General features: G+C 72.6%; 18 protein-coding genes and 1 pseudogene. 6 read left to right on the forward strand and 13 right to left on the reverse strand.

The genetic code is table 11. From position 1 onward, the window contains the following. Nucleotides 1–7: 7 nt before the first annotated feature. On the reverse strand, nucleotides 8–1,717 hold the full coding sequence (locus ACIQAC_RS10130; RefSeq protein WP_402188826.1) for a transglycosylase domain-containing protein: 1,710 nt from the start codon (nucleotides 1,715–1,717) through the stop codon (nucleotides 8–10). After that, on the reverse strand, nucleotides 1,714–2,799 hold the full coding sequence (locus ACIQAC_RS10135; RefSeq protein ID WP_402188827.1) for a hypothetical protein: 1,086 nt from the start codon (nucleotides 2,797–2,799) through the stop codon (nucleotides 1,714–1,716). The genes ACIQAC_RS10130 and ACIQAC_RS10135 overlap by 4 nt, the downstream gene beginning before the upstream one ends. A 214-nt stretch (nucleotides 2,800–3,013) precedes the next feature. On the opposite strand from ACIQAC_RS10135, the gene ACIQAC_RS10140 reads away from it, so the two are divergent. Then, nucleotides 3,014–3,529 (forward strand): SigE family RNA polymerase sigma factor, encoded by a 516-nt coding sequence (locus ACIQAC_RS10140; RefSeq protein WP_402188828.1) that lies wholly within the window; start codon nucleotides 3,014–3,016, stop codon nucleotides 3,527–3,529. Beyond that, nucleotides 3,519–4,256, forward strand: coding sequence for a hypothetical protein (locus ACIQAC_RS10145; RefSeq protein ID WP_402188830.1), 738 nt, complete (start codon nucleotides 3,519–3,521; stop codon nucleotides 4,254–4,256). The genes ACIQAC_RS10140 and ACIQAC_RS10145 overlap by 11 nt, the downstream gene beginning before the upstream one ends. A gap of 415 nt (nucleotides 4,257–4,671) precedes the next feature. Here the strand turns inward: ACIQAC_RS10145 and ACIQAC_RS10150 are convergent, their stop codons facing one another. The 5 genes from ACIQAC_RS10150 to ACIQAC_RS10170 form a co-directional block, all read right to left on the reverse strand. Then, a complete protein-coding gene (locus ACIQAC_RS10150) occupies nucleotides 4,672–6,168 on the reverse strand; it encodes a serine/threonine-protein kinase (RefSeq protein ID WP_402188831.1) in 1,497 nt (498 codons plus the stop codon). Next, the gene (locus tag ACIQAC_RS10155; RefSeq protein ID WP_402188833.1) at nucleotides 6,165–6,974 is read right to left on the reverse strand and encodes an FHA domain-containing protein; all 810 of its coding nucleotides are present in this window, start codon (nucleotides 6,972–6,974) and stop codon (nucleotides 6,165–6,167) included. Before ACIQAC_RS10155 ends, ACIQAC_RS10150 begins: the two co-directional genes overlap by 4 nt. A gap of 141 nt (nucleotides 6,975–7,115) precedes the next feature. Continuing rightward, nucleotides 7,116–8,249: a hypothetical protein gene (locus ACIQAC_RS10160; protein ID WP_402189297.1), complete on the reverse strand. Its 1,134-nt coding sequence runs from the start codon at nucleotides 8,247–8,249 to the stop codon at nucleotides 7,116–7,118. Between the two features lie 480 nt (nucleotides 8,250–8,729). Then, complete coding sequence (locus ACIQAC_RS10165; protein WP_402188835.1) at nucleotides 8,730–9,503, reverse strand: polysaccharide deacetylase family protein; 774 nt, start codon at nucleotides 9,501–9,503, stop codon at nucleotides 8,730–8,732. A gap of 194 nt (nucleotides 9,504–9,697) precedes the next feature. Further along, nucleotides 9,698–11,989 (reverse strand): serine/threonine-protein kinase, encoded by a 2,292-nt coding sequence (locus ACIQAC_RS10170; RefSeq protein ID WP_402188836.1) that lies wholly within the window; start codon nucleotides 11,987–11,989, stop codon nucleotides 9,698–9,700. A gap of 174 nt (nucleotides 11,990–12,163) precedes the next feature. On the opposite strand from ACIQAC_RS10170, the pseudogene ACIQAC_RS10175 reads away from it, so the two are divergent. After that, nucleotides 12,164–12,709: pseudogene (locus ACIQAC_RS10175) on the forward strand (RNA polymerase sigma factor); the annotation flags it as partial. A 425-nt stretch (nucleotides 12,710–13,134) separates the two neighbouring features. Next, a complete protein-coding gene (locus ACIQAC_RS10180) occupies nucleotides 13,135–14,244 on the forward strand; it encodes a CU044_5270 family protein (RefSeq protein WP_402188838.1) in 1,110 nt (369 codons plus the stop codon). A 103-nt stretch (nucleotides 14,245–14,347) separates the two neighbouring features. Here the strand turns inward: ACIQAC_RS10180 and ACIQAC_RS10185 are convergent, their stop codons facing one another. Together ACIQAC_RS10185 and ACIQAC_RS10190 are read right to left on the reverse strand one after the other, a co-directional pair. Then, nucleotides 14,348–15,235 (reverse strand): hypothetical protein, encoded by an 888-nt coding sequence (locus tag ACIQAC_RS10185; RefSeq protein ID WP_402188839.1) that lies wholly within the window; start codon nucleotides 15,233–15,235, stop codon nucleotides 14,348–14,350. 49 nt (nucleotides 15,236–15,284) lie between these two features. Continuing rightward, nucleotides 15,285–15,818, reverse strand: coding sequence for a translation initiation factor IF-2 (locus ACIQAC_RS10190; RefSeq protein WP_402188840.1), 534 nt, complete (start codon nucleotides 15,816–15,818; stop codon nucleotides 15,285–15,287). 281 nt (nucleotides 15,819–16,099) lie between these two features. Here ACIQAC_RS10190 and ACIQAC_RS10195 point away from each other — a divergent pair, with 281 nt between their 5' ends. Further along, a complete protein-coding gene (locus tag ACIQAC_RS10195; protein ID WP_402188842.1) occupies nucleotides 16,100–16,675 on the forward strand; it encodes an RNA polymerase sigma factor in 576 nt (191 codons plus the stop codon). After that, entirely contained in the window at nucleotides 16,672–17,292 is a 621-nt protein-coding gene (locus ACIQAC_RS10200) for a hypothetical protein (RefSeq protein WP_402188844.1), read from the forward strand. Before ACIQAC_RS10195 ends, ACIQAC_RS10200 begins: the two co-directional genes overlap by 4 nt. Nucleotides 17,293–17,373: 81 nt before the next feature. Here ACIQAC_RS10200 and ACIQAC_RS10205 read toward each other — a convergent pair whose 3' ends face one another. Genes ACIQAC_RS10205 through ACIQAC_RS10220 form a run of 4 tightly spaced genes read right to left on the reverse strand, consistent with a single transcriptional unit; the run spans nucleotide 17,374 to nucleotide 21,797 of the window. Further along, nucleotides 17,374–18,048 carry a hypothetical protein gene (locus ACIQAC_RS10205; RefSeq protein ID WP_402188845.1) on the reverse strand — a complete coding sequence of 225 codons (675 nt, stop codon included), beginning with the start codon at nucleotides 18,046–18,048 and terminating at the stop codon, nucleotides 17,374–17,376. A gap of 13 nt (nucleotides 18,049–18,061) precedes the next feature. Then, the gene (locus ACIQAC_RS10210) at nucleotides 18,062–20,206 is read right to left on the reverse strand and encodes a glycoside hydrolase domain-containing protein (protein WP_402188847.1); all 2,145 of its coding nucleotides are present in this window, start codon (nucleotides 20,204–20,206) and stop codon (nucleotides 18,062–18,064) included. A gap of 14 nt (nucleotides 20,207–20,220) precedes the next feature. Further along, entirely contained in the window at nucleotides 20,221–20,799 is a 579-nt protein-coding gene (locus ACIQAC_RS10215) for a hypothetical protein (protein WP_402188849.1), read from the reverse strand. Further along, on the reverse strand, nucleotides 20,796–21,797 hold the full coding sequence (locus ACIQAC_RS10220; protein WP_402188850.1) for a hypothetical protein: 1,002 nt from the start codon (nucleotides 21,795–21,797) through the stop codon (nucleotides 20,796–20,798). The genes ACIQAC_RS10215 and ACIQAC_RS10220 overlap by 4 nt, the downstream gene beginning before the upstream one ends. Nucleotides 21,798–21,832 lie beyond the last annotated feature (35 nt).

The raw sequence follows: 21,832 nt of genomic DNA on the forward strand, positions 1-21,832 counted from the left end.
GGTCCTGCTAGCGGGTGGGGATGCTGATGGATCCGGTGTCCTTTCTTGCTGTGTTCCAGATTCCCGCTGCCACGGTTGCCGCGAAGTCCGTCGGGGGTGGGGTGTTGGGGAGCTGGGACGGGAGGGTGGTGCCCTTCTTGGGGCCCGGGCGGTCGGCGAAGAGGGCTACCGTGAGGGAGAGTTGGGGGTCGTAGGCGGTGGTCCAGACGGTTCGGCGGGTGGTGCCGCCGCCTGCGCCCGCCGTGGTGAAGCCGGGGGACGGGGTGGGCGTGGCCCCCGCCGAGCCCTTCGCCGCGCCTGCCGCCGCCGCCTGCTTCTCGTCCAGCAGCCGCCGTGTCCCGGGGTGGGCCTCGTAGACCGTGCGGCCCTCCTGGGTGATGCGGGTGACCGTGTACGGGGCGGCGTACTCGCCGTTCGCCGCCACCGTCGCGTAGGCCGACGCCAGGGTGAGGGGGGTCGGGGCCGGGGTCCTGAGGAGGTCGGCCAGCGGGTTGTCCGCCCGTATCGCCGCCATGAACGGGTCCAGGGCCGTGCCCGCCTCCACCGCGCCGCTCACCGCGTCGTTGAAGGGCTGGCGCGCGTAGTCCGAGCCGCCGTACAGGACCCGTACCGCCCCGTTGCCCGGGACCATGCCCACCACCGCCGTGTGCAGACGGACGCCGTCCTTGCCGCCCGGATGCTCCGCCACCCGCTGTGTCGCGGTGTCCTGGAGGGACAGGTCGAACGTCGTCGTCACGTCGTACCCGCCGCTCGCCAGCTCGTCCTCCGTGATGCCGAGCCGCTCCGCCGCCTCCTTCGCGGCCACGTCGATCAGATACTGCCGCTGCCCCTCCGTCTCACCCGGCGGGTAGAAACGGAACGCCGGGAACCGCGCCGCCGACCGCTCCTTCTCCGTGATGCTGCCGCCCGCCACCATCGCGTCCAGCACCCACTCCCAGCGGTCCTCCAGCTTCGCCGTCACCTTCGGGTCGGAGCCCGCCTTCTCGTAGTACGAGGGGATGTTGACGATCGAGGCCAGCGCCGCGCCCTGCGCGATCGTGAGGCTCCTGGCGTCCACGCCGAAGTAGTTGCGCGCGGCGGACTGGATACCGGCCGCGCCCCGGCCGAAGTACACCGTGTTGAGGTAGCCCTCCAGGATGTCGTCCTTCGTGCGGGTACGGTCCAGTTTGATCGCGATGAACGCCTCGCGCGCCTTGCGGGACAGCGAACGCTCCGGGCTGAGCAGGGCGTTCTTCACGTACTGCTGGGTGATGGTCGAACCGCCCTGCGGGTCGCCGCCCGTCACCGCCGCCAGCGCGGCCCGCGTGATGGCCCGCGGCGAGATACCGCTGTCCGTACGGAAGGAGCGGTTCTCCGCCGCGATCACCGCCTCCTGGACATGGAGCGGGACCGCGGACAGCGCGACGTCCTGCCGGTCGACCGGCCCGCGCCGGCCCAGATAGGCGCCCTTCGTGTCGAGGAACACCGTGCTCTGGGTGACCGTCTCGGGGTGCGGCTCCGGGACCGTCGTCAGGTGGTACGCCACCACGGCCACCGTGCACAGGGTCGCGACGAGGGTGACGAACGCGTACGCGAGGTGGCGCAGGCGGCGGCCCCGGGTGCGGCGCAGGCGGGTGCGGAGGGGGATACGACGACGAGGAGCCTCGGGGTTCTTGGCCGGCGGGCCGGTGGTGCCGGGGGCAGGAGCGGGGGGCGTTTCGGGCTTCGGGTCCGTCATATCCGCCACCACTCGCTCTCCGACCGCGCGGCGACCTCGCCCGACGCGTCGTACACCGTGACCACCCGCTCGTCCCCGCCCGTGGCGAACAGCGCCTGCATGTTCTCCTTCGGCAGGGGCGCGCTCGCGTACCAGACGCCCCAGCCCGGACTGCCCGCCAGGACCAGGACCTTCGCCGTGACCCTGCCGGCGCCGGTCCGCACCTCGACACGGCTCGGCTCGCCGCGCACGCCGGAGAAGAGGCCCGACAGGAAGAACCCGTCCTGAACGGTGTCCGCCCGTACGGACACCGCCGGCCGGGAGGACTTCGGGCCGGGCGGGTCACCGCCGCTCTCCGCGTACGAACCCGGCACCGACCAGTGCCCACCCTCGGCCGTCAGCCACACCCGTACCCCCGCCCCGGCCGTCACCCGCTCACCCGGCGCCACCACCCGGACCGGGCTCGTCGCCGGACGGGCGTGCTCCCCGGACACCGTCTCCGAAGCGGCACCCCCGAAGTGGTCCGCGGCGAGGAGCGCGGCCGGCGCGAGCAGCGCCGCGCACACCGCCCCGGTCACCGCGGCACGGCGGCGCCGCCGTGCCCGCCCCCGCGCCCGGAGCTCGGCCAACGGCGCATCCGACGGGCCCGGGACCGGATCCGCCGCGGCCCGGGCGTACGCCCGCCGGATCTCCTCGCCGTCGGCCTGCTTGCCGTAGGCCCGCACCGCGCCCACCGAGCACCCCAGCAACTGTGCGATCTCCCGGTCCGGCAGGCCCTCCCAGAGCCGCAGCACCCGTACGACCCGCCGGCGCGCGGCCCGCCGTCCCCGCCACCGTCCCCGGCCGGCGCCCGGCCTGCGCAGATACTCGCGCACCAGACACCGGCGCACATGGAAGTCCACGTCGTCGCGCGGAACCCACCGCCACCGCGCGTACATCCGCACCAGCGTTCTCCGCACCAACTCCTCCGCGGCGCCCGTGACTTCGGTGTCGGTGTCGGTGTCGGTGAGCAGCCGCGCGGTCACGAGCAGCCGGGACCAGTGCGTCCCCGCGTACGTCGCGAAGTCGTGGCCGGCGGGGAGTACGGCGTGCGTGGGGGGCACGTGGGGGGCCCTTCCGTTCGGGGACTCGGTCGGCCACGCGACGAAACACGTGGTCAGGTACGTGCGCGGGGACCGGACCGGAAATGACGGAGCCGGGAACCCCTGTGGAGCGTCTTCCTTGTGGGGTGCGATTGACTGGTGCGACGTACGGGACCTGTACGCACCGCACAGGCGACCGGGTTGCAGGGAAGGGGCACGGATTCCGGTGGGAGGCATGACCGAGGACGAGTTCGACGCCTTCTACGCGGCCGCGTTCCCCCGGCTGACCGGCCAGCTGTACGCCTTCACCGGCGACCACGGCGAGGCCCAGGACGTGGTGCAGGAGGCGTTCGTACGGGCCTGGGACCGGCGTGGGCAGTTCCTTGCGGACAACGCGCCCGAGGCGTGGATCCGCACGGTGGCCATGCGGCTCGCGGTCAGCCGCTGGCGGCGCGCGAAACGCTGGCTGGAGCTGGTACGGCGGACCCCGCCGCCCGATTCCGCACCGGGGCCGGGGCCCGAGCACACCGCGCTGGTGACGGCCCTGCGGGAACTGCCCGAGGCACAGCGGATGGCGATCGTCCTGCACCATTTGTGTGACCTGACCGTGCAGCAGGTAGCCTCCGAGACCGGTGCGCCCGTGGGTACGGTCAAGGCGCGGCTGGCCCGGGGACGGGCGGCGCTGGCGCATCTGCTCGCGGAAGACGAGGCCGACAAGCCGGTGGGGAGGGAGAGCGGCCGTGTCCGATGAACTCTCCGCCGCCCTGCGCGAGTTGGCCGCGACCGAGGCGACGAGAACGGCCGTGCCGCCGGCCGGTGGCGCCGGGGTCCGGGGCCGGGCGGTACGCCGCAGGCGCCGCCGCCGTACGGCGCTCACCCTCGGCGCGGGCACCGCGGGCCTCGCCCTGGTCGCCCTCACCCTTCACTTCGGCGCGTCCCCGGAACCCCCGGACCGGTACGCGACTCCGGCCGCCTCTCCAGCCGCTTCTCCGGCCGATTCTCCGGCCGATTCTCCGACCGATTCTCCGGCCGTGACAGCGCCGGTCTCCCCGGCGCCGCCGTCCGAGGCCACGTCGGTGGGTGTCTCCGGCACCCTCGACCTGTCGTCGCGCACGTTCGCGTTCGCCGGCCGGGTGCTGCCGCTCGTCGGGGAGTCGGGCATCGGTGCCGACGTGGGGGCCGCGGGTCCGATGACGGTGTCCACGAAGGAGATGAAGCGGGACCTGACCGTCGACGTACTCGGCAAGGGCCGCACCTCGGTGACCGTGCCGTACGCGGTCGAACTGCGCGACCGCGGCGGCCTGCCGCTCTACGTCGCGACCTTCGAGCCGGTCCAGGCCCTCAGCGACTACGCCGTCGTCGACGCGGGCCTGATCGTCCTCGGCGCCGAGGACGCCCGGTGGTTCTTCGACAGTGTGGGGCTCGGGGAGAACATCACGGTGACGACGTCGCGCTCCGTCAGGACCCCGGCGGGGTGAGTCGCCCCGGGCCGGTCCAGCCGAAGGGGACGGCGTCGGCGGCGGCCGTGTGCCAGTTGGTGACGACGGGCCGGTCGACGGTGATGGTGCCGACCTCCAGGGAGACCGGGTTCGGGTCCTCGTCGCCGACGCGAGCAGGTGATGCCCGACTTCGCCGCGGCCATGAGCAGGATGTATCCGCCGGCCTGGGACTCGGACCGGGTGCTCCAGGAGATGTCGTTGGCACCGCAGGTCTGCTCGACCGGCTGCCGCCCGTCGGTGTTGGTGTCGGCACCGGAACCGGCGGGCTCGTCACCGCCGCCACCGCCACCGCCGCCACTGCCTTCGTTCCAGGACAGCGCTGTTTCAGGGCGGTGGCATGATCACGGCGGCCCGTGCCCCGAGTGCGCCGCCTGAGCCTCAGGGCCCCTGTGGCTCAGGCGGCGCACTCCGGTACGTCCGGCGTGCTCCGGGTCCGTACCGCGGGCAGCCAGGCCGTGGTCCGTACGGTGTCCGCGTCCAGTGCCTGCTCCGGCTCGGGCAGCCGTACCCGGTACCAGCGGGACGAGCGGACGCCCGCCTCGTCGGTGATGGGGACGCCGCGCTCGGTCGCGCACTCGACGACGAGGACGTCGCCGTGCCACACCCGGGTGTCGACGACGTTGCCCAGGACGTACTCCTCGGCGGGGTCGATGGCCAGACCCATGCTGCACGTGGGATGCCGGTCGGAGCGGTCGCGGCAGGTGTCGTGGGCGTTGTAGACGGTCAGTTCGGCCGCCGCCGGGGTGTTGCCGCCGGAGCCGCCCGTCTGCCACCAGACGACGCCGCACGCGCCGAGCACCACGACCGCGGCACCGGCGGCCAGCGCCGGGACACGCTTTCCGAGCCGCCGGGGGTCGGCGGGGCGGCCCCCGGAAGGGTCGGCCGGGCTGCCGGTGGGGTGCTCGTCCCCGTGTCCGGTGACGCCCCGGACCCGCTCCAGCAGGCTCTCCGCCGTGTGTGCCGCCCGCTCGGCGTGCGCGGGCAGGAGGCAGTCGGCGGCCAGTGGGCGCCAGGACTCCGGTACGGCGACGTCCAGTTTGAGCGGCGCCCTGCCCTCCGCGTACTCCTGGACCGCCGACGCGCGGGCGGTGAAGGTCGCGCCCGGGAAGGGCGAGGTGCCCCCGGTGAACACCTGGTGGATGATCACGCCCAGGGCCCAGATGTCGGCGCTGGTCCGCACCTGCACACCGCGTTCGTCCAGCGGGGCCCGCCAGCGCTCGGGCGGCAGGTAGTCCGGCGAGCCGAAGGGCGGGATGTAGCCGTGGGTGCCGCGGGTCCCCTCCAGCTCGGCGGTGAGCCCGAAGTCGGACAGCCGTACCGAACCGTCCGCCATGATCAGTACGTTGTCCGGCTTCAGGTCGCCGTGCACCCAGCCGAGCCGGTGCAGATGGGCCAGCCCCTCGCAGATCTCGGTCAGCAGCCGTTCCGCGTCCGGCAGGGCCACGCCCTCAGCGTCGTCCAGCAGGTCCTGGAGGCTGCACTCGGCGCGCTCCATCACCAGCACCACGGCACCGTCCAGGCCGGGCACCTCGGAGTCGCCGAGCACCACGGAGTCCAGCAGCCGCATCAGCCGCGGATGGTGGGTCCGGGTCCCGAACTCGATCTCCCGCCGCGCGGTCTCCGCCAGCCGCTCGGCCTGACGGGGACCGAGCCCGGAGGTGGGCAGGAACTTGAGGGCGACGCGGCCCTCCGTACCCTGCGATTCCGCCGGGAGGTCCGCCGCACCCCGCGATTCCGCGGTGCCCCGTGTCTCCGGCGCCTCGCGGCCCTCGTAGACGCGTCCCCAGCCGCCGTCGGCGATCGGCTCGGTGACCTCCCAGCGGCCGACGCGGAAGCCGCGGGGGATACGGCGGCCGGCCTCACGGGTGCCGCGCCGAGGGGCCTCGCTCACCGGTGGCCCCCGTGCCGTGCCGGTTCCGTGGGTGTGGGCAGGGGGACGCCCGGGGTGCGCGGCGGCAGCAGGGTCAGATGCTCCTCGCGGACCAGGCCGAAGCGGAGCGCGACACCGACCACGGCCTCGCGCTTGCCGGTGCGGCGGGTGCCGTTGCCCGGGTCGCCGGTGTCCTGCGGTCCGCGGATGCGGAGCTTCTGGTCGGCGAGGTAGTCGAGGTGGGCGCTGACGGCCCGCGCGGTCAGCTGGGTGAGGGCCGGGTGGCTGCGGATGCGCTCCACGATCTGCGGGGTGGTCGGCACGGAGACGGCGGACTCGTCGCGCAGCCGCGGTTCGCACAGGGCGACGAGGACGAGGAAGTACGTGGCCGTCTCGTCGAGGGAGTACGCGTTGAGGGTGCGGGTGCCCCACGTACCGGCCGGGTCGTCGGCGTCGAGGTAGACGTGGTCGGGCGCGAACACCTGGAAGCTCACGCTGGAACCCCGGGTGGGCAGCACGACACGGGCGAACTCGAACGGGATCGGCGCCCCCGACCGGCGCGGCGGCACCCGCAGGTACTCCCCCGCCCCCTCGGGGTTCTCCACGAGATAGCTGTGGGTGGAGGAGTAGTTGGTGAGCTGCCAGTGGTCGTCTGTGACACGGATCTCGCCGGCGAGGCGGGAGACGGCCGGGTCGGGGAGCTGTAGTTCGACCGGATGTGCCTGGGTGCCACGGCCGAAACGTGCCGTCTCACCCGGTCCCAGGCGCAGGGTCGTCGGCGGTTCCGTGCGGTTTTCGGACGGCAAATGGATCAATATGCCGCTCATCGGCAGCTCTTCCTCCCCCGGGTTCGGCCGGTCGTAGCCGGACGAATGATAGTCCCGGGGGGTACCCCCGGGGGGAGGACGGAGAAGGGCCCCGTGGAGTCCGTTCTCCGCGAGGCCCTCGGTCGTTTCGTCCAGTGCCTGCTACGAAGTGCAGACGGAGACGCCGGGAAGTTGGTTCCCCGGTGAGCTGATGTAGATGTTGGTCATGTACCCGCCGTACTGGGGGAGGTAGGCCCACCAGGTGTTCTCGTACGGCGGGACGGTGACCTTCTGGCCCTCCTTCTGGCAGCTGACCAGGACCTCGACGCCGGCCGGCAGCGTGGTGATGCGGTCGTTCGCGGTGGTCGGCAGCGGGCGTACGTTCACGCCCGGACCCCAGGTGCCGAACCAGGTGCCCGCCGGGCGGACCGCGCCCGGCACGTTCAGGGACCGGGTGATCCGGTTGACGGCGGTGTAGGCGGTGCCGAACGGGGTGCCGTCGTTGTGCAGGGTGAACACGGCGACGATGGAGCGGTCGTTGGGGCCGACGGTGCCGGTGGTGTGCAGGGCCTCACGGTCGAGGTTGACGTCCTCGGCGGCGCGCTCGGCGGCCCGCGGGGCCTCCTGCTTCGCGGCGAGGTTCGGGATGGTCGGCGTGGGCTTGGGGGCGCAGTTGCTGGTGTCCCCGAACCCGGACCAGCCCTGCTTGACCGCGCGCGGCTTCTCGAAGGAGGCCGGGATGCCGAACTGCTGGTCGAAGCCGTCCGTCCCGCAGCGCGTCGACTGGCGCAGGTTGCCCATGATGTAGTCCCGCACCGGCGCGGTGGAGGTCTCCAGGATGTACCGGTAGATCCGGACCGTGTCGGCGGCCGACAGGCTCACATAGCCCCAGTAGCCCTCCATCCCGGACGGCGGCGGGTCGGTGGCGGTGAGACCTAGCAGCTTCACCATCCGCGTGACGATCGCCGTCTGCCCGCCGTCGATCCAGTACTTGGAGGCAACGTTGTCCTCGCTGCTGCGCAGCATGGAGTCGAGGCGGGCGCGGTCGGCCGCGGGCATGGTGCGGGGGTCGTGGCTCTGGAGGAAGTCGAGCGCGATGAGCAGCTTCACCACGGAGGCCGAGCGGAACTTCATGTTCTCGTTGAGGCGCTCGGTGAAGGTGCCGGTCGTCCGGTCGAAGACCGCGATACCGGCGGTCACGTTGGCGGGGACCTCGGCCTGGGTGACGGGGGCCGGGGCCGCGGGCGCGGCGGTGGCGGGCGGCGCGCCGGTGAGGCCCAGGACGGTCGTGGCCAGGGTGAGGACGGTGGCCGCGACGACACCGAGCCGCCGCGGTGGCGTGGCGCGGCGGCTCCGCGGCCGGTCGGCGGCGGCTCCGCCGTGCCGGTGGATGGTCGATCGGATCACAGTGGGTTCCCCTGTTCGGTCGGCCAGTGGTGGCGGGGGGACGCTACGGCGTTCACGGCCCCGCCGGTATCCGGAAGTTGACGGGGTACGGGCGTCCGGGCACTGTCTCGCGGGCGGGGCACGGGCATGCCTCGCCGACCGGGCCCCTTCCGCCGGCCCGCCCATACCCCGCGCCCCGCGGACCGTCATTCCGTGAACTTCCGGATGCCGGTCGCGGCCGTGCCCCGGATACGTTCCGAGCAGGAACAGCCCCCGCCGGCCGCTCACGGGCTGCCGCTCGCGCCGCCTGACCAACGGCGCGCGCGGCCCCGGCGGGGGCTGTGCCGGTCCGGCCCCGGGCCGGGAGCCCGTGTTGTGTCCCCGGCCGGATCAGCGCACCGGGAAGCCGAAGGCGTACCCCTGCTCGTCCAGCCACGGCAGGACCCGGCGCAGGGCCTCGACGGTCTGGGAACGGTCGCCGCCCGCGTCGTGGAAGAGAATCGTCGGCCCGTTGGGCAGCTCCCGCTGCACGGTCGCGACGATGGCGTCCGCGCCCGGCCCCTCGAAGTCCTTGGTGTCCACGTTCCAGCCCAGCGGCCGCATCCCGCGCGACGCGGCGAGCTGACGGCTGTACGGGGTGAAGGCCCCGCCGGGCGCACGGTAGTACTGCGGCCGTACGCCGCCGGACGCCTCGGTGATCATGCGTTCGGCGTCGAGGATCTGCTGCTTCTGGTAGGCCTCGGACTGCTTGTCCATGGTGGTGTCGTGGGCCACCGAGTGGTCGCACAGCCGGTGCCCCTCCGCGACGACCCGCTTCACGAGGTCCGGGTGCGCCTGCGCCTGCGTCCCCACCATGCAGAACGTGGCCTTCACCCCGTACTCCCGCAGAATGTCGAGCACCTGGGGGGTCCAGACGGGGTCGGGGCCGTCGTCGATGGTGATGTTGACGCCGCGCGGGCCCTTGTCGGAGGCGTGCACGATGGTCGCGTCGACCGCCTCCACGGCACCGCCGGGCTTCGCCGTGGCGGTCACCTTCGGCGGCGAGGCCGCCACGGCACCGGCCTGCGCGGCCCACACCGAGGCGCCGGTGGCGAGCACCGTCACCCCGAGGGCCGCGCCGATCAGCTTGCCGTACCAGTTCCGTCCGCCACCGTGCCGTGCCATGTCCGCCCCGCTTTCCCGCAGTTGCCCGCCCGTCCCCGATCGCGTCGCGACCATCTGGCAGGACGAGGGACCACGGCCACTGGATCCGTCCGTTACGGATCACGGACGATCCCGGGGGAGTTCACGGACAACCGAGCGCGGGCGGTGCGGCAGGCGGGGTCGGTCGGGTCCCGGTGTTGGCCGGGCCCCGTTGCTCATTCGGGTCCCGTTGCGCCTTCGGATCCCGTGGTCCGCTCGGGCCGGTTCGGGCTTCGGGAGAAGGCCGTGTCGCCGGCCGTCGCCACGATCGCGTCGTCGACGAGCAGCACCTGCGGCGGGGTGTCCTGCGCCTTGTTCCCGGCGTCGTCGAGCGCGGAGGTGCGCCACGCCTCGGCGCCGGTACGGCTGTCGAGCGCCAGCAGGCGTCCGAACCGGTTGGCGAAGTAGACCCGCCGGTACGTCGTCGACACCACGGGCGCGGACAGACTCTCCATGTCCGTCGCCTTCTGCCACAGCCGCTTGCCGGTGTCGGCGGAGACCGCGGTGACCGACCCGTTGGACCGGACGAAGTAGACAACACCGTCCACCAGCGTGGCCGTGCCGGTCAGCGGACGGGCCAGGGGCACGCGGGTGACCTTCCTGGTCTCCGGGTCCACGCGGAGCAGCGCGTTGTACGGCCGCTCGTACCCGGACTCGTAGACGTCCTTCGCCGTCTGCGGGGCCAGGAAGAGGGGTTGGCCGTCGGGGGCGCCGAGCAGTTCCGACTTCCGGGGCAGTTCGGCGACCGAGTCCAGGCTGTTGGGTCCGACCCGCATCAGGCCGATCGGTGACTGCCCCGTCTCACCGGGCGAGCACAGGGCGTACGGGTCACCCCCCAGCGCGGCCGGAGCGCAGAACTCGTCCAGCGAGGGTGCTTGCCACAGCTCCTTGCCAAAGGCGTCGTACGCGACGAACGACCCGGCGTCCGGGGACACGGTCAGCAGTCCGTCGTCGTACAGGACGGGTTCGGCGGCCTTGTCGATGTCGCGCTGCCAACGCCGTTCCCCGGTGTCGGCGTCCAGGGCCAGCACCCGTCGGACGTCGTCGTCCGGGTCCTCGAAGACGTAGACCAGCCCGTCCCGTACGCCGATGGGCCGCGTCCCCTGCGGGCGGGTGCCGCTCCGCCACAGGACGCGGCCGGAGGCGGGGTCGACACGGGCGACGGTGAAGCCGGTGCCACCGCAGAACAGGGCGCCGGCGTCCGTCACGCAGCCGAGTTCCTGGTAGTCCAGCGGGACGCCCTGCACCTCGTCGCGCAGGGCCGTGCGCCACGGCCGCCAGCCCTCGGGCAGGGACGCGGCACGGGCGCCGGTCGTGGAGTCGGCGGCGGTGGTGGTGTCGGAGGCGCCGGTGTCCTCGGTCGTCATAAAGCCGCCCACGCCGACGCTCAGCCCCGCGACGGCCAGCGCCGCGCCGATGCCGGCGAGCAGCATGCGGTTCCGACGGGCCCTGGGGATACGGGTGTTGGGGCCGCGGGTCGACGTGGTGGCGGAGGCGGAGGCGGAGGTGGTGGTCGTGGGGGTGGGGTCCGTGGCGGGGGAGGACGTGGGCCGGGGGCGTGGGGCGCCGGACGTCCCGGCACCTCTGCCCGTCCCGGCACCTCTGCCCGTCCCGGTTCCGCCGCCCTCGCCGGCCGCCTTCGAGGGTGCGACGGTGTCGGACTCCGGGAGTGCCAGGAGCAGGCGGTGCAGGTCCGCCAGTTCCGGCCGGGCGGCGGGGTCCTTGTCGAGGCAGGGTTCGACGACGCGCCGGAGCGGTCCGGGCACCCCGTCGAGGTCAGGGGACTCGTACATCACCTGATAGCCGGTCAGGTACGGGCTGCCGGCGTCGAACGGTCCCGTGCCGACGGCGGCGAACACCAGCAGCGATCCCAGCGAGAACACGTCCGAGGCGGGGGCGACGTCCCTGGGCGAGGCGAGCTGTTCCGGCGACATGAAGGGCGGGGTGCCGATCACCCGGCCGGTCACGGTGAGGCTCTGGTTGTCGGCGGCGCGCGAGATGCCGAAGTCGATGACGCGCGGCCCGTCCTCGGTCATCAGGACGTTGGCCGGTTTGAGGTCCCGGTGCACCAGGCCCACCCGGTGGATGTCGCGCAGCGCCTCGGTGAGGCCCAGGCCGAGCGAGCGCAGCTCCCGCCGGCTCAGCGGGCCGTTCTCCTTCACGACCTCGGCGAGGTTGAGTCCGGGAACGTAGAGCGTCGCCATCCATGGCCGCAGGGCGTCCGGGTCGGCGTCCACGACGGGCGCGGTGAAGGCGCCGCTGACTCGGCGGGCGGCGGTGATCTCCTGCCGGAAGCGGGTGCGGAACTCCTCTTCCTGCGCGTACGGCTCGTGCACGAGCTTGACCGCGACCTGCCGCCCGGAGTCGGAGACGCCGAGATAGACGACTCCCATACCGCCCGCCCCGAGCCGGCCGAGCAGGGTGTACCCGCCTATGGACTCCGGGTCCCCGGTGCTCAGGGGCGTCATCGCCGATCATCCTTCCCCGCGCCTGCCTACGTCACGGGGATCAGAGTAGGGCCTGTCCCTGTGGTGTCCGGGGGCAGGATGATGCCCGTGTGACGCGCGGCCGGGATGGAGTGTGACGTGAGTCACGGGAAGTGGGTGGGGGGTGCCGGACAGCTCACTGAGGTGACCACTCATATGCGTACCCGGGTCCGGGCCGGGGAATCGACCGCGTTCGCCGAGCTCTTCGACAGCTACTCGCGCGCGGTCTACAACCATGCCTACCGGCTGACGGCCGACTGGTCGGTGGCCGAGGACGTGATGGCGGCGACCTTCCTGGAGGCCTGGCGGCTGCGCGACAAGGTGGACCCCGAGGGCGGGTCGCTACGGCCCTGGCTGCTGGGGATCGCCACCAACACGGCGCGCAACCAGTACCGGAGCAACCGCCGTTACCGGGCCGCCGCCAACGCCGCCGCGGCGGCCGAGCTGTCGGTGGCCGACCACGCCGACGAGGTGGCCGGCCGGGTCGACGACCGGCGCCGGCTCGCGACCGCGCTCACGGCGCTCGCCAAGCTGCGCAGACCGGAGCGCGAGGTCATCACGCTCTGTCTCGGCGAGGGCCTGGACTACGAGGCCGCGGCGCGGGCGCTCGGGATCCCCGTCGGCACGGTGGCCTCCCGGCTCTCCCGGGCCCGAAGAAAACTGCGCACGCTGACCGCCGAGACGATGCCGGCTGCACCGGCGGGCAACGGGGCGGACTGGGTCGACGGGGCTGGCTGGGTCGGCAGAGCTGGCGGGGCTGGCGGGGTCGGCAGAGCTGGCGGGGCTGGCGGGGTCGGCAGAGCTGGCGGGGCTGGCGGGGTCGGCAGAGCTGGCGGGGCCAACAGGGCCAGCGGGGCCGACGGGGTCGGCAGAGCTGGCGGGGTCGGCGGGGCTGGCGGGGCCGACCGGTCTGGCGGGGTCGGCGGGGTCGACCGGACCGACCGGGCCGACCGGGCCCGCGGGGCCGACCGGACCGACCGGGGCGACGGGACCGGCAGGACCGGCAGGGTCAGGGCCGTCGTCGACGTTGCGAAGAAAGTTCGGGGGAATCGGGAAGTCGGTCCGGCGGCCAGACAGACAAGAGGCGATCACACACACGCGATCCGGCCCGCACAGGAGGGAAACCGATGAACGCGAACCCGTCCCCGCAGCGACAGGACGAGTGGGACGAGAGCACGGAGCTCTTCGCCCCTACGGCACGTGACCTGCCCGTGGGCCGCCACGAGTTCCACAGGGAGCGCCTCATGGCCCAGATCCACGACATGCAGCAGGAAGAGCGCACGGCGACCGCGGGCGCCGCGGGCCCCGCGAAGGTACGCCGGCTCCGGCTGCCGCGTCCGGCGATCGCACTGCCCGCCCTCGCGGCCGCCCTGGCCGGCGTGGTCGTCGCCGGGGTGGCGATGAGCGGCGGCGGCGGAGTCGAGGACGGCGGCATCGCCACCGGACCGGCCCTGACCACCAGGCTCGGCACCACGACCACCGACGGGATGCCCGAGCTGATCGACGAGATCTCGCTGGCGGCGGCCGACGTGAGCCACCCGGTCGTCAAGCCGGGCCAGTTCATCTACATCGAGTCCAAGACCGCCGAGACGTTTGTGAAGACCGTCGACGACAAGAGCTCCCTGGCCAGCCACCCGCTGCACAGCCGCAAGGTGTGGATGTCCCCGGACGGCACCGAGGGCTGGCTGACCGAGCCGGCGGTCAACGGCCCCGAGGGCGAGACGCTGAGCCTGCCGGACGAGCAGGGCAACCCGCGCGTCGCCGACCTGAACGGTCCGTCGTACGACTACCTCACCAAGCTCACCACCGACCCCGATGAGCTGCTCGCCAAGATCTACAAGGAGACGAAGGGGCAGGGCAACTCCCCGGACCAGCAGGCGTTCGCCACCATCGGCGACCTGCTCGGCGAGAGCTACCCGCCGGCGGAGCTCTACCCGGCGCTGTTCAAGGCCGCCGAGAAGATCCCCGGGGTGGTCGTGGTGAACGACGTCGAGGACGCGGTGGGGAGGCCCGGTGTGGCGGTGGCCCGGCTCGACGAGACCAGCGGTGCCCGCGAGGAGTGGATCTTCGACAAGAAGACCCATGTCTTCCTCGGCGAGCGCAGCGTCCAGGTCGAACAGCACGGCGGCGAGGGCGAGGACGAGCTGTTCAAGCCCGGCACGGTCCTCTTCACCAGCGCCATCGTGAAGCGGACGGTCGTCGACGAGATGAAGCAGACCCCGTCGCAGGCGGGCTGAGGCACTCCCGCCCCCGGGCAGGCCACCACGGCAGGCCATCACGGCAGGCCATCACGGCAGGCCACCACGGCCGGTCCCGCCCGGGGTTCCGCGGCGCCCGCCGTCAGCGTCCGTCGGCGACCCGCTCGGGCGGCGGCACCAGCCGGTGCACCGCCCGCAGCACGGGTGACCTCGGCGGCCGCCAGACATGCCGCTCGGTGAAGGGCCAGGCGTAGACGGGCGCTCCGTCCCGGACGCAGTCGAGCAGGCCCGGTGCGGGGAGCGCGCGGGCGGACCACTCGTAGAGCTGCTGCATTCTCGGCACGATCATCCCGAAGTCGACCAGCCGGCCGAAGCCGATCTCCGCCCGGAGACTCGACTGCACACTGTCGTGGAGCGGGTACTCGTCGGGGAGTACGCGGGACAGCTGGAGGAAGATCCCGGTCATGCCGAGCCGGGGGTCGCCGAGGAACGGGGCGAGCGGCCGGAGCCGGCCGAGGGCGAGGCGGGGCGCGGCGACGAGCGCGTGGGCGTAGAGCACGCGGCACAGCACCACGTTCATGAAGAAGCGCTCGGTCTCGTTCTCCGCCTCGGCGAGGTCGCGGTGGGCGAGGTAGGCGGCGACCACACTGCCGTTGTGCGCCCGGTACCAGGTGCGGGCGGTGGGCCGTTCGGCGAAGGCCAGCCAGTGCGCGGCGGTGTCGGAGGAGGCGGGTCCGGGCAGGCCGCCGCTGAGCCCGACCGACTCGCAGCCGTCACGCAGGATGCGCTCGTTGACGGCCCGCCACCAGGGGCTACCGGGCCGCTCCCCCCGTACCGGCCGCAGGACTCCCCGCCGTAGCTGCCACCCCATGAACGACATGGCCGCCCGCCGGAACGGCAGATGGCGCGGGGCCCTGCCGTACGGCCCGTGGTAGCACCGCTCCATCAGCGCCAGCCGCCCGCCCGGGTCGTCCCGCACGGCGGCGACCCGCTGCCCGGCCCAGTCCCCGGCACCGACCCCAGACGTCATGCTCACAGCATCCAGCATCGCGGACGGGGGGTGGCGGGGCCACTGCTGTTCAGTGCGGTGGTGGCAGCGGGTCGAGGGCGTTGGCGACGGTGCAGCCGCCCTCGCCGGGCATGCGCTGCATCCGGGACGGCACCCAGACCTCGGTGGTGCCCGGGCGCACGCGGGCAAGGAGGCAGTCCTGCGGGTCGTGGCCGTTGCCCCGCACGGACAGGAGAACGCCGACGCGTGCGCCGTCCGACTTCACCTCCGTACGGATGGCCGGACCGAGGTCGAGGGCGGCGACTGTCCGCCGTACCTCGGCCTCGTCCACCCGTCCGCCCCCGGGCACTTGGAGAAGTTCCGCGCGCAACTCGTCGTAGGGCAGCCGGGGCGGTTCGGGCGGCGGGGCGAAGGTCGGAGCGGGACCGTCCGGGCACTTGGCGGGGACGGGGTTCTCGTCCCACTCCGCCCTGGGCGACACCCGCAGCGAGAAACAGCGTTCTACGGTGATCATCTCGCCGCCGAAGCCTCCGTCGTGCGCCGACCCGGACGTACGGACGACGACGTCGATCCCGTCCCCCTGGTGTGTCGAGGTACCCGTCACCTGGCCGCGATACGCGCTGACCGCGCCGGGGGAGGCATGGCTGGGCAAGCATGCTGCGGGGCAGGCTACTTGCATCTCGCCGCCGAAGACATCGACGTGGAAACGTCGTGATAGTGGGTCTTGGGGCCGCCGGCCCGTGGTTTCGTCTCGAATCGGTTTGAGGTGGATGCGCGGTACGGAAGAGAGAGCGGGCGCCCCCGGTGTTTGTGACACCGGGCCGTCGGCCGCGCGCTCGTCCGAAAGGATCCGGCCGGTGCCGGACAGGACGGGTTGTGGAATCCATGACGGAAGAGGAGTCGCGCCACCGGCAGCGGGCGCGCTTCGAGGCGCTGGCGCACGTGGTGGCCGAACCCCTGCATCGGTATCTGCTGAGACGGACCGGCGCCGACGCGGTCGAGGACGTCCTGGCGGAGGCGATGCTGGTGCTGTGGCGCCGTATCGACGACGTGCCCGGCCTGGCGGCGGCACCGGCTTCCCCGCCCGACCCCGACGACGTGCTGCCGTGGTGCTACGGCGTCGCGCGGGGCTGCCTGGCGAACGCCCGCCGCGCGGACGGGCGCCGGCTGCGGCTGATGGAGCGGCTGATCCGGACGCAGGACCGGCAGCCGCCCGGCGGCGACGACCACAGCGACCTGCACGCCGCGCTCGCCGCCCTCGGTTCGCTGGACCGCGAGGTGGTACGGCTGTGGGCGTGGGAGGGGCTCACCCCCCGCCAGATCGCGGAGGCGACCGGCCTCTCGCCCAACGCGGTGAGCATCCGCCTGCACCGCGCGAAGAAGAGACTCGCCGAACAATTGGGTCGAAAGACCAACGAACCGTCCGGACACAAGAGGGATGAAGGAAGGAGCAGTCAGTGAACGACGACGAGTTGCTGGCCCGGCTGAAGTCCGCGGACCCCGCGCTGACCCCCCATGCTCCGCTGCCACCCATCGACCAACTTGTGGAGGACACCTTGACCACCAACACCGCTCAGCGGCCCGGCAGTTCGGTCCCCGGAGAGCTTCCGGCGAAGACCGGTGCTCGGCGGAGCCGCCGTCAGCTGCTCGGGCTCGCGGCGGCCGCCGGTCTGCTGCTGCTCGGCGGCGGCATCGCCGGAGGAGTCATGGCGAACAACGACAACGGGCAACCGGCCACGTCCGGCGCCCTCACCCTCACTGTCCACAGTGGTTCCGGCAACCAGAAGTGCGGGGCACCCAGCCCCGACACCCTGGGCGGATACCCGACCCTCTTCATCGGCACGGTCACCTCCGTCAAGGGCTCCACGGTCACCTTCCGCGTCGACCACTGGCTGAAGGGGGGCGGCGACGCGGAGACGGTCGTCCTCGACAGCGACGCGAACCGCCCGGAGGCCCTGACCTTCTCGGCGGGCGACCGCTACGTCGTGGCCGCCGAGGACGGTGTCGTCCCGGTGTGCGGCGCCAACTGGGCCTCGGACGAGACGGTCACCGACTTCCGCCAGGCTTTCGGCAAGTGAAGCAGAGGTAGAAGTAGCGGGGGCCGTCGTGCGTACGTCCCCGAGCCCACCACCGGCGGTGAGCTCGGGGACGTGGCGGCCTCAGTTGCCCTGGGCCCGTTCCAGGCGGCGTGCCTTGGTGCGGCGGGGTGGGGACGCCGGGTCGGCGACCGTGCCCGCCGTCTGGGTGCGGGGCGCCGTGGTCCGGCCGGGGTCCAGCCGGGCGGCGACCTTGGCCAGGGTGCGGTCGCCGGGACGTACGGCGATGTGGAAGTGGGACACCTTCACCGGCGTCAGGTCACCGCCCCACACGACCGTGCCCTCGCAGTCCGCGAGGATGTCCCGCACGATCGCCTCCTGATGCGGCCACAGCCCCTCGCTCCCCTTCAGCGGATACGCCGTGGGGTGAAGCGCGAGGGCCGTCCCGGAGAGATGGTTCGACTCGAAGTCGGCGCCGACCGTACGCCGGGTGAGGTGGCCGGTGGCGCCGCCGCCCTCGCCCGTGTCCAGCGCGGCGATCTCGTAGTGCCAGCGCCGCGCCACATGCAGCAGCACGGCACCGGCGTCACCACGCCGCAGGCCGAGCGAGGCCGCCGACCCCTCGACCCGGTGCACGGTGACGGAGGCGGGGTCGATCCGCCAGCCGTTGGCGGACACGTCGCCCGACCACTGCCCCGCCGACGGAGCCGCGGAGGCGGGTGTGTTCAGCGCGCCCGACGCCACGGCGAGTACGCCGGTGCCGGCGGCGGCACGCAGGAGACTGCGTCTGGAGATCATCGGCCTGCTCCCTTCACCCTTGGCCCACGGCGGAGACACCGGGGTCACTGCCGTCGCGCCAGATGTTGTGGTCCAGGCCCCAGCCCGGCTGGAACGCGTACTCGTGGATCTGGTTGAACGACCAGTTCTCCGGCAGCGGGAAGCCCAGGTTCCCGGAGAACCCCCACGACATCCCGGAGACGAACGACCACCGCGCCCCGGCGTCCTTCGACACCCGGATGCACACGTTGCGCGACCCGTAGACCCCGAACGTGTAGCGGCCGCCCAGCTCGGCGAGACCGGCCTTCACACCGTTGAAGTACGGCACCACATGGCTGGTGATCTCCTCGTCCGTGGCGTCGTAGTCGACCCCGAAGTAGATGCACGTACCGGCGCCGATCCCGTGCTCCACGGCCTTCTGGTGCGCCTTCTTCCCCTGGTCGTACCCCTTGGCCCGGGAGAAGTTGTCGAGCACCGTGCCGTTGTACTGGAAGATCGGGTAGAACCTCAGCCCGGCGTTCAGAATGGTCTGCGGCTCACCCGGCTTGAGCGCCTTGCCGAGGTAGAACGGGTCGTCCGGGGCGAGATGCTCGTCCAGATAGCGCCCGACGATGCGGTAGCCGTTGGCCTTGAGCAACTGCCCCCGCTGCGGGGTGATCTCCGTGATGCAGTCGCAGCCGGTGGCGTCCCGGGACGTGTCGCCCGACGACACGAGCAATTGCGCCCACGTCGTGTAGTCGTTGCGGCCCGTGACGGGGATCTGCGAGAACCTCTGGAAGGACTGGAGCCACCCCAGGTGCGTGCCGGTCTGGGCGTCGGTGCCGATGTCCGCCGCGAGGTAGTTCGCCTGTCCGTTCGCCGTGTACGTCGGTGAGTTGAAGTAGCACGCGGCACGGAAGAGATAACGCAGGTCGCCGGTGAGGTTCGCCGCTCCCCTGCTCTTGAGGGCGGCCTGCGTCCCCGGCCCGAAGTACCCGTTGATCGAGCCCATGGCGATCCCGATCTCGTACTGGATCGCCATCATGAGCCCCTGCTGGACGTCCCGGGAGTAGATCCCGTCGCAGGGCACCAGACTCATCGCGGGAATGCCGATCCCGGCGACATAACGGGAGTTCAGCCGCTGCTGGATCGCCCGGATGTTCGGGTCACCGCCGGGCACCAGCTGGAACTGGTCCATCCGCAGCAGCGACTTCAGCACGTGCGGCCACATGTTCAGCCGCTGCGCCACGTTCCCGTAGTCCAGGCCGATGTGGCCGTAGAGCTCCTGGAGGGAGGACTGGGAGTCCGCGCCCCACCCGACGAGGAACGGCGAAGCCCAGTAGCCCTTGCACCACAACGCCCCGTTGTAGAGGCGCAGAAGGTTCTGGTTCGGCTCGGAGTCCGGCATCAGCCGGCGGTTCTTCACCGCGTTGAACGTCCCCGGGCCGAAGGTCTGCACGGTGGGGGATATACCGAGTTCGTGCTGAAGGCCCTGGGTGAGGGCGAGCACGGTGTTCCAGCCGGTGTAGCCGGTCTCGGAACAGATCACGTACCCGGGCGCGGTGTCGTAGGTCTCGTTCACCCACTTCTGCGTCCGGTACACGTAGATGTCTGCGGGCGCCCGCCACGGCACGGACGGATCGATCGTCGATCCCGGCCGCGCGTACATGTGGAGGTTGCCGGGGCAGTCGGTGTCGTAGCCGAAGGAGTGCGGGAGGATCTTGTTGCCGGCCTTGCGGGTGACGTTGGTACGCAGGTGCTCGATCAGGCTTCTGATCGCGCGCAGCATGGCCTCGCTCGCGACGTCCTGCGAGCGGATCATGCCCACGATCGAGTAGAAGCCCTCGTTGCGCCCCACACCCTCGATGGGTGGCGAGGTGCCGCCGTTGCCCTCGCCGCGCTGCTCGCCGCGTCCCTCGTAGACCTGGCCGTGCGGGCAGACGAGGTAGTTGTAGGCGATGTCCCCCTCGAACTCGCCGCCGTTCTTGTGGTCCACGTAGACCTCGGCGACCGCCCTGCGGCAGGCCTCCTCGGTCCCGAGGTCGGCGGTGGTGCCGGCGCCGAGGTAGTGCAGGAACACACCCATGTGACCGGACCACTTCGGGTTCTGGCTGGGCGCGGGCGGAGCGGACGCGTGCTGTCTCAGGTCCGCGGGGGCGTACTGCCCCCAGGTGGCACGTGAGTTGATGGTGATGGCCACGGTTCCCCCCTCCGTCAGCAGGCGTAGTGCGGGTCGTGGATGTAGTCCGCGTCGTCCGTGAACCAGCGGTGGGCGCTGATCTGGTTGTCCGCCCAGCCGCCGTCGAGGAACTTCTCGTAGCCGAGGGACAGATCGGAGTAGTAGCTGCCCGCCTCGATGCAGAACGACGACTGGCTCGTGCTGAAGTTCACGTCACGGCGGAGCGCGACCTCGCTGAACAGGCCGGGGAACCCGTTGTTCCACAGGGACGTGGCGCGGTCGTTGAAGTTGCCGCAGTCGTCGCCCCACCACGTGTCGTCCCGGTCCCACCGGCACCAGGCGCCCTCGAAGTAGGGCAGGTCGTAGGCGTAGAGGTAGCCGTCGGCGCCGGCCGCGGCCAGCGTGCTGAGATCGGCGCCGGACCGGACCGGGGTCGGCGCGCCGGACTTGACGCCGGACTTGCCGCCGGGCTGGGCGCCGGGCGAGGCGTCGGCCGTCGCCGGTGTGGACGGTCTCGCGTCCGGGGCGGCCATGGCGGGAGCCGCTGTGGCGACCATCCCGACCACGGCCGCGGCCATCAGAACATTCCGCAGACCCTGCTGATACCGCTTCATCTCGTGTCTCTCTCCTGGGTGTTGGGCTGCCGCGACGGGTCTTCGTCGCGGACGATCCGTTGCGCCTTCGGCAGCGCGGCGAGCCGCATCCGACGGGCGTTGGTCACATCGGCGCGATAGCGCTCGCGTGCCTCGGCGAGCTGCCGCTCCCCGACGTCCACGGCGACCTTCGCGAGGCCCGAGCCGACGGCGCACTCCGCCTCGGCCACGGCGTACTCGATCTCCTTGGCCGCGGGCGCCGAGTCGCCCAGCGCGGCCCGCAGGGCCGACGGCGACTCATGACGCAGGCCCCGTCCGGCCACACAGTCCGCCCAGCGCCGCAGCGCCTTCGTGTACGTGGGATCGGCCTGCGCCCGGCTCATCGCCAGCGCGCTGACACCCCGGTCCACGGCGTCCGCGCCGAACCACACCCGGAAGTCGCCGTACAGCTCGCCGCGCGCCTCGCTGGTGCAGCCTCGGGTACTGCGCCCGGTCGTCGCGCCGCTCGGCAGTGTGACCTCGACGGTGTCCACACCGCCGCCCTGCCACACACGCAGCGCCTCGGCGCGCCGCTCGGGCGACAGGGCACGCAGGTAGTCCCCGACGGGGTCGTCCGCCCGCAGCCGGGTGGTCTCCTCGGGAGTACGGACCCGGGTGCCGTAGCCGTGCTCGCGGGCCCAGTCCACATCGCCGAGGACCAGCGCCATCGGCGGCGGCTCGGCCCCGCTCCGGGCCGGCTCGGGCGCCGCCGGCAGCCGGAACCCGGCCCGGGCGAGGCAGCGCCGCTCCAGGACGTCTTCGGCGCGGGCCAGCGTCAGGAGCTCGGCGGTGGTGGCCTCACGGGGGAGCGCGGGGTCCTGGGTGGTGGGGTCCTGGGCGGCGGAGTTCTGGTCGGCGGGGGGCGCGTCCGGCGCGGTGCGCGCGGTCGGGGCGGTGTGCGGGACCGGATCGGCGGGCCCGCAGGCGGTGAGCGTCCCCACTCCGAGCAACAGCAGTGACAGCACGGCGAATCCACGCATCTGGTCTCCCCCCACACCCGCAGGTCGTTGGTCGC

The organism is Streptomyces sp. NPDC088387 (assembly GCF_044753385.1).
GTDB lineage: Bacteria > Actinomycetota > Actinomycetes > Streptomycetales > Streptomycetaceae > Streptomyces.

What these genes read in the sequence shown, in the direction of transcription:
- ACIQAC_RS10130 (WP_402188826.1), bottom strand. Translation starts at nt 1,717, where the DNA reads ATGACGGACCCGAAGCCCGAAACGCCCCCCGCTCCTGCCCCCGGCACC.
- ACIQAC_RS10140 (WP_402188828.1), top strand. Translation starts at nt 3,014, where the DNA reads ATGACCGAGGACGAGTTCGACGCCTTCTACGCGGCCGCGTTCCCCCGG.
- ACIQAC_RS10155 (WP_402188833.1), bottom strand. Translation starts at nt 6,974, where the DNA reads ATGAGCGGCATATTGATCCATTTGCCGTCCGAAAACCGCACGGAACCG.
- ACIQAC_RS10165 (WP_402188835.1), bottom strand. Translation starts at nt 9,503, where the DNA reads ATGGCACGGCACGGTGGCGGACGGAACTGGTACGGCAAGCTGATCGGC.
- ACIQAC_RS10170 (WP_402188836.1), bottom strand. Translation starts at nt 11,989, where the DNA reads ATGACGCCCCTGAGCACCGGGGACCCGGAGTCCATAGGCGGGTACACC.
- ACIQAC_RS10180 (WP_402188838.1), top strand. Translation starts at nt 13,135, where the DNA reads ATGAACGCGAACCCGTCCCCGCAGCGACAGGACGAGTGGGACGAGAGC.
- ACIQAC_RS10185 (WP_402188839.1), bottom strand. Translation starts at nt 15,235, where the DNA reads ATGACGTCTGGGGTCGGTGCCGGGGACTGGGCCGGGCAGCGGGTCGCC.
- ACIQAC_RS10195 (WP_402188842.1), top strand. Translation starts at nt 16,100, where the DNA reads ATGACGGAAGAGGAGTCGCGCCACCGGCAGCGGGCGCGCTTCGAGGCG.
- ACIQAC_RS10205 (WP_402188845.1), bottom strand. Translation starts at nt 18,048, where the DNA reads ATGATCTCCAGACGCAGTCTCCTGCGTGCCGCCGCCGGCACCGGCGTA.
- ACIQAC_RS10215 (WP_402188849.1), bottom strand. Translation starts at nt 20,799, where the DNA reads ATGAAGCGGTATCAGCAGGGTCTGCGGAATGTTCTGATGGCCGCGGCC.
- ACIQAC_RS10220 (WP_402188850.1), bottom strand. Translation starts at nt 21,797, where the DNA reads ATGCGTGGATTCGCCGTGCTGTCACTGCTGTTGCTCGGAGTGGGGACG.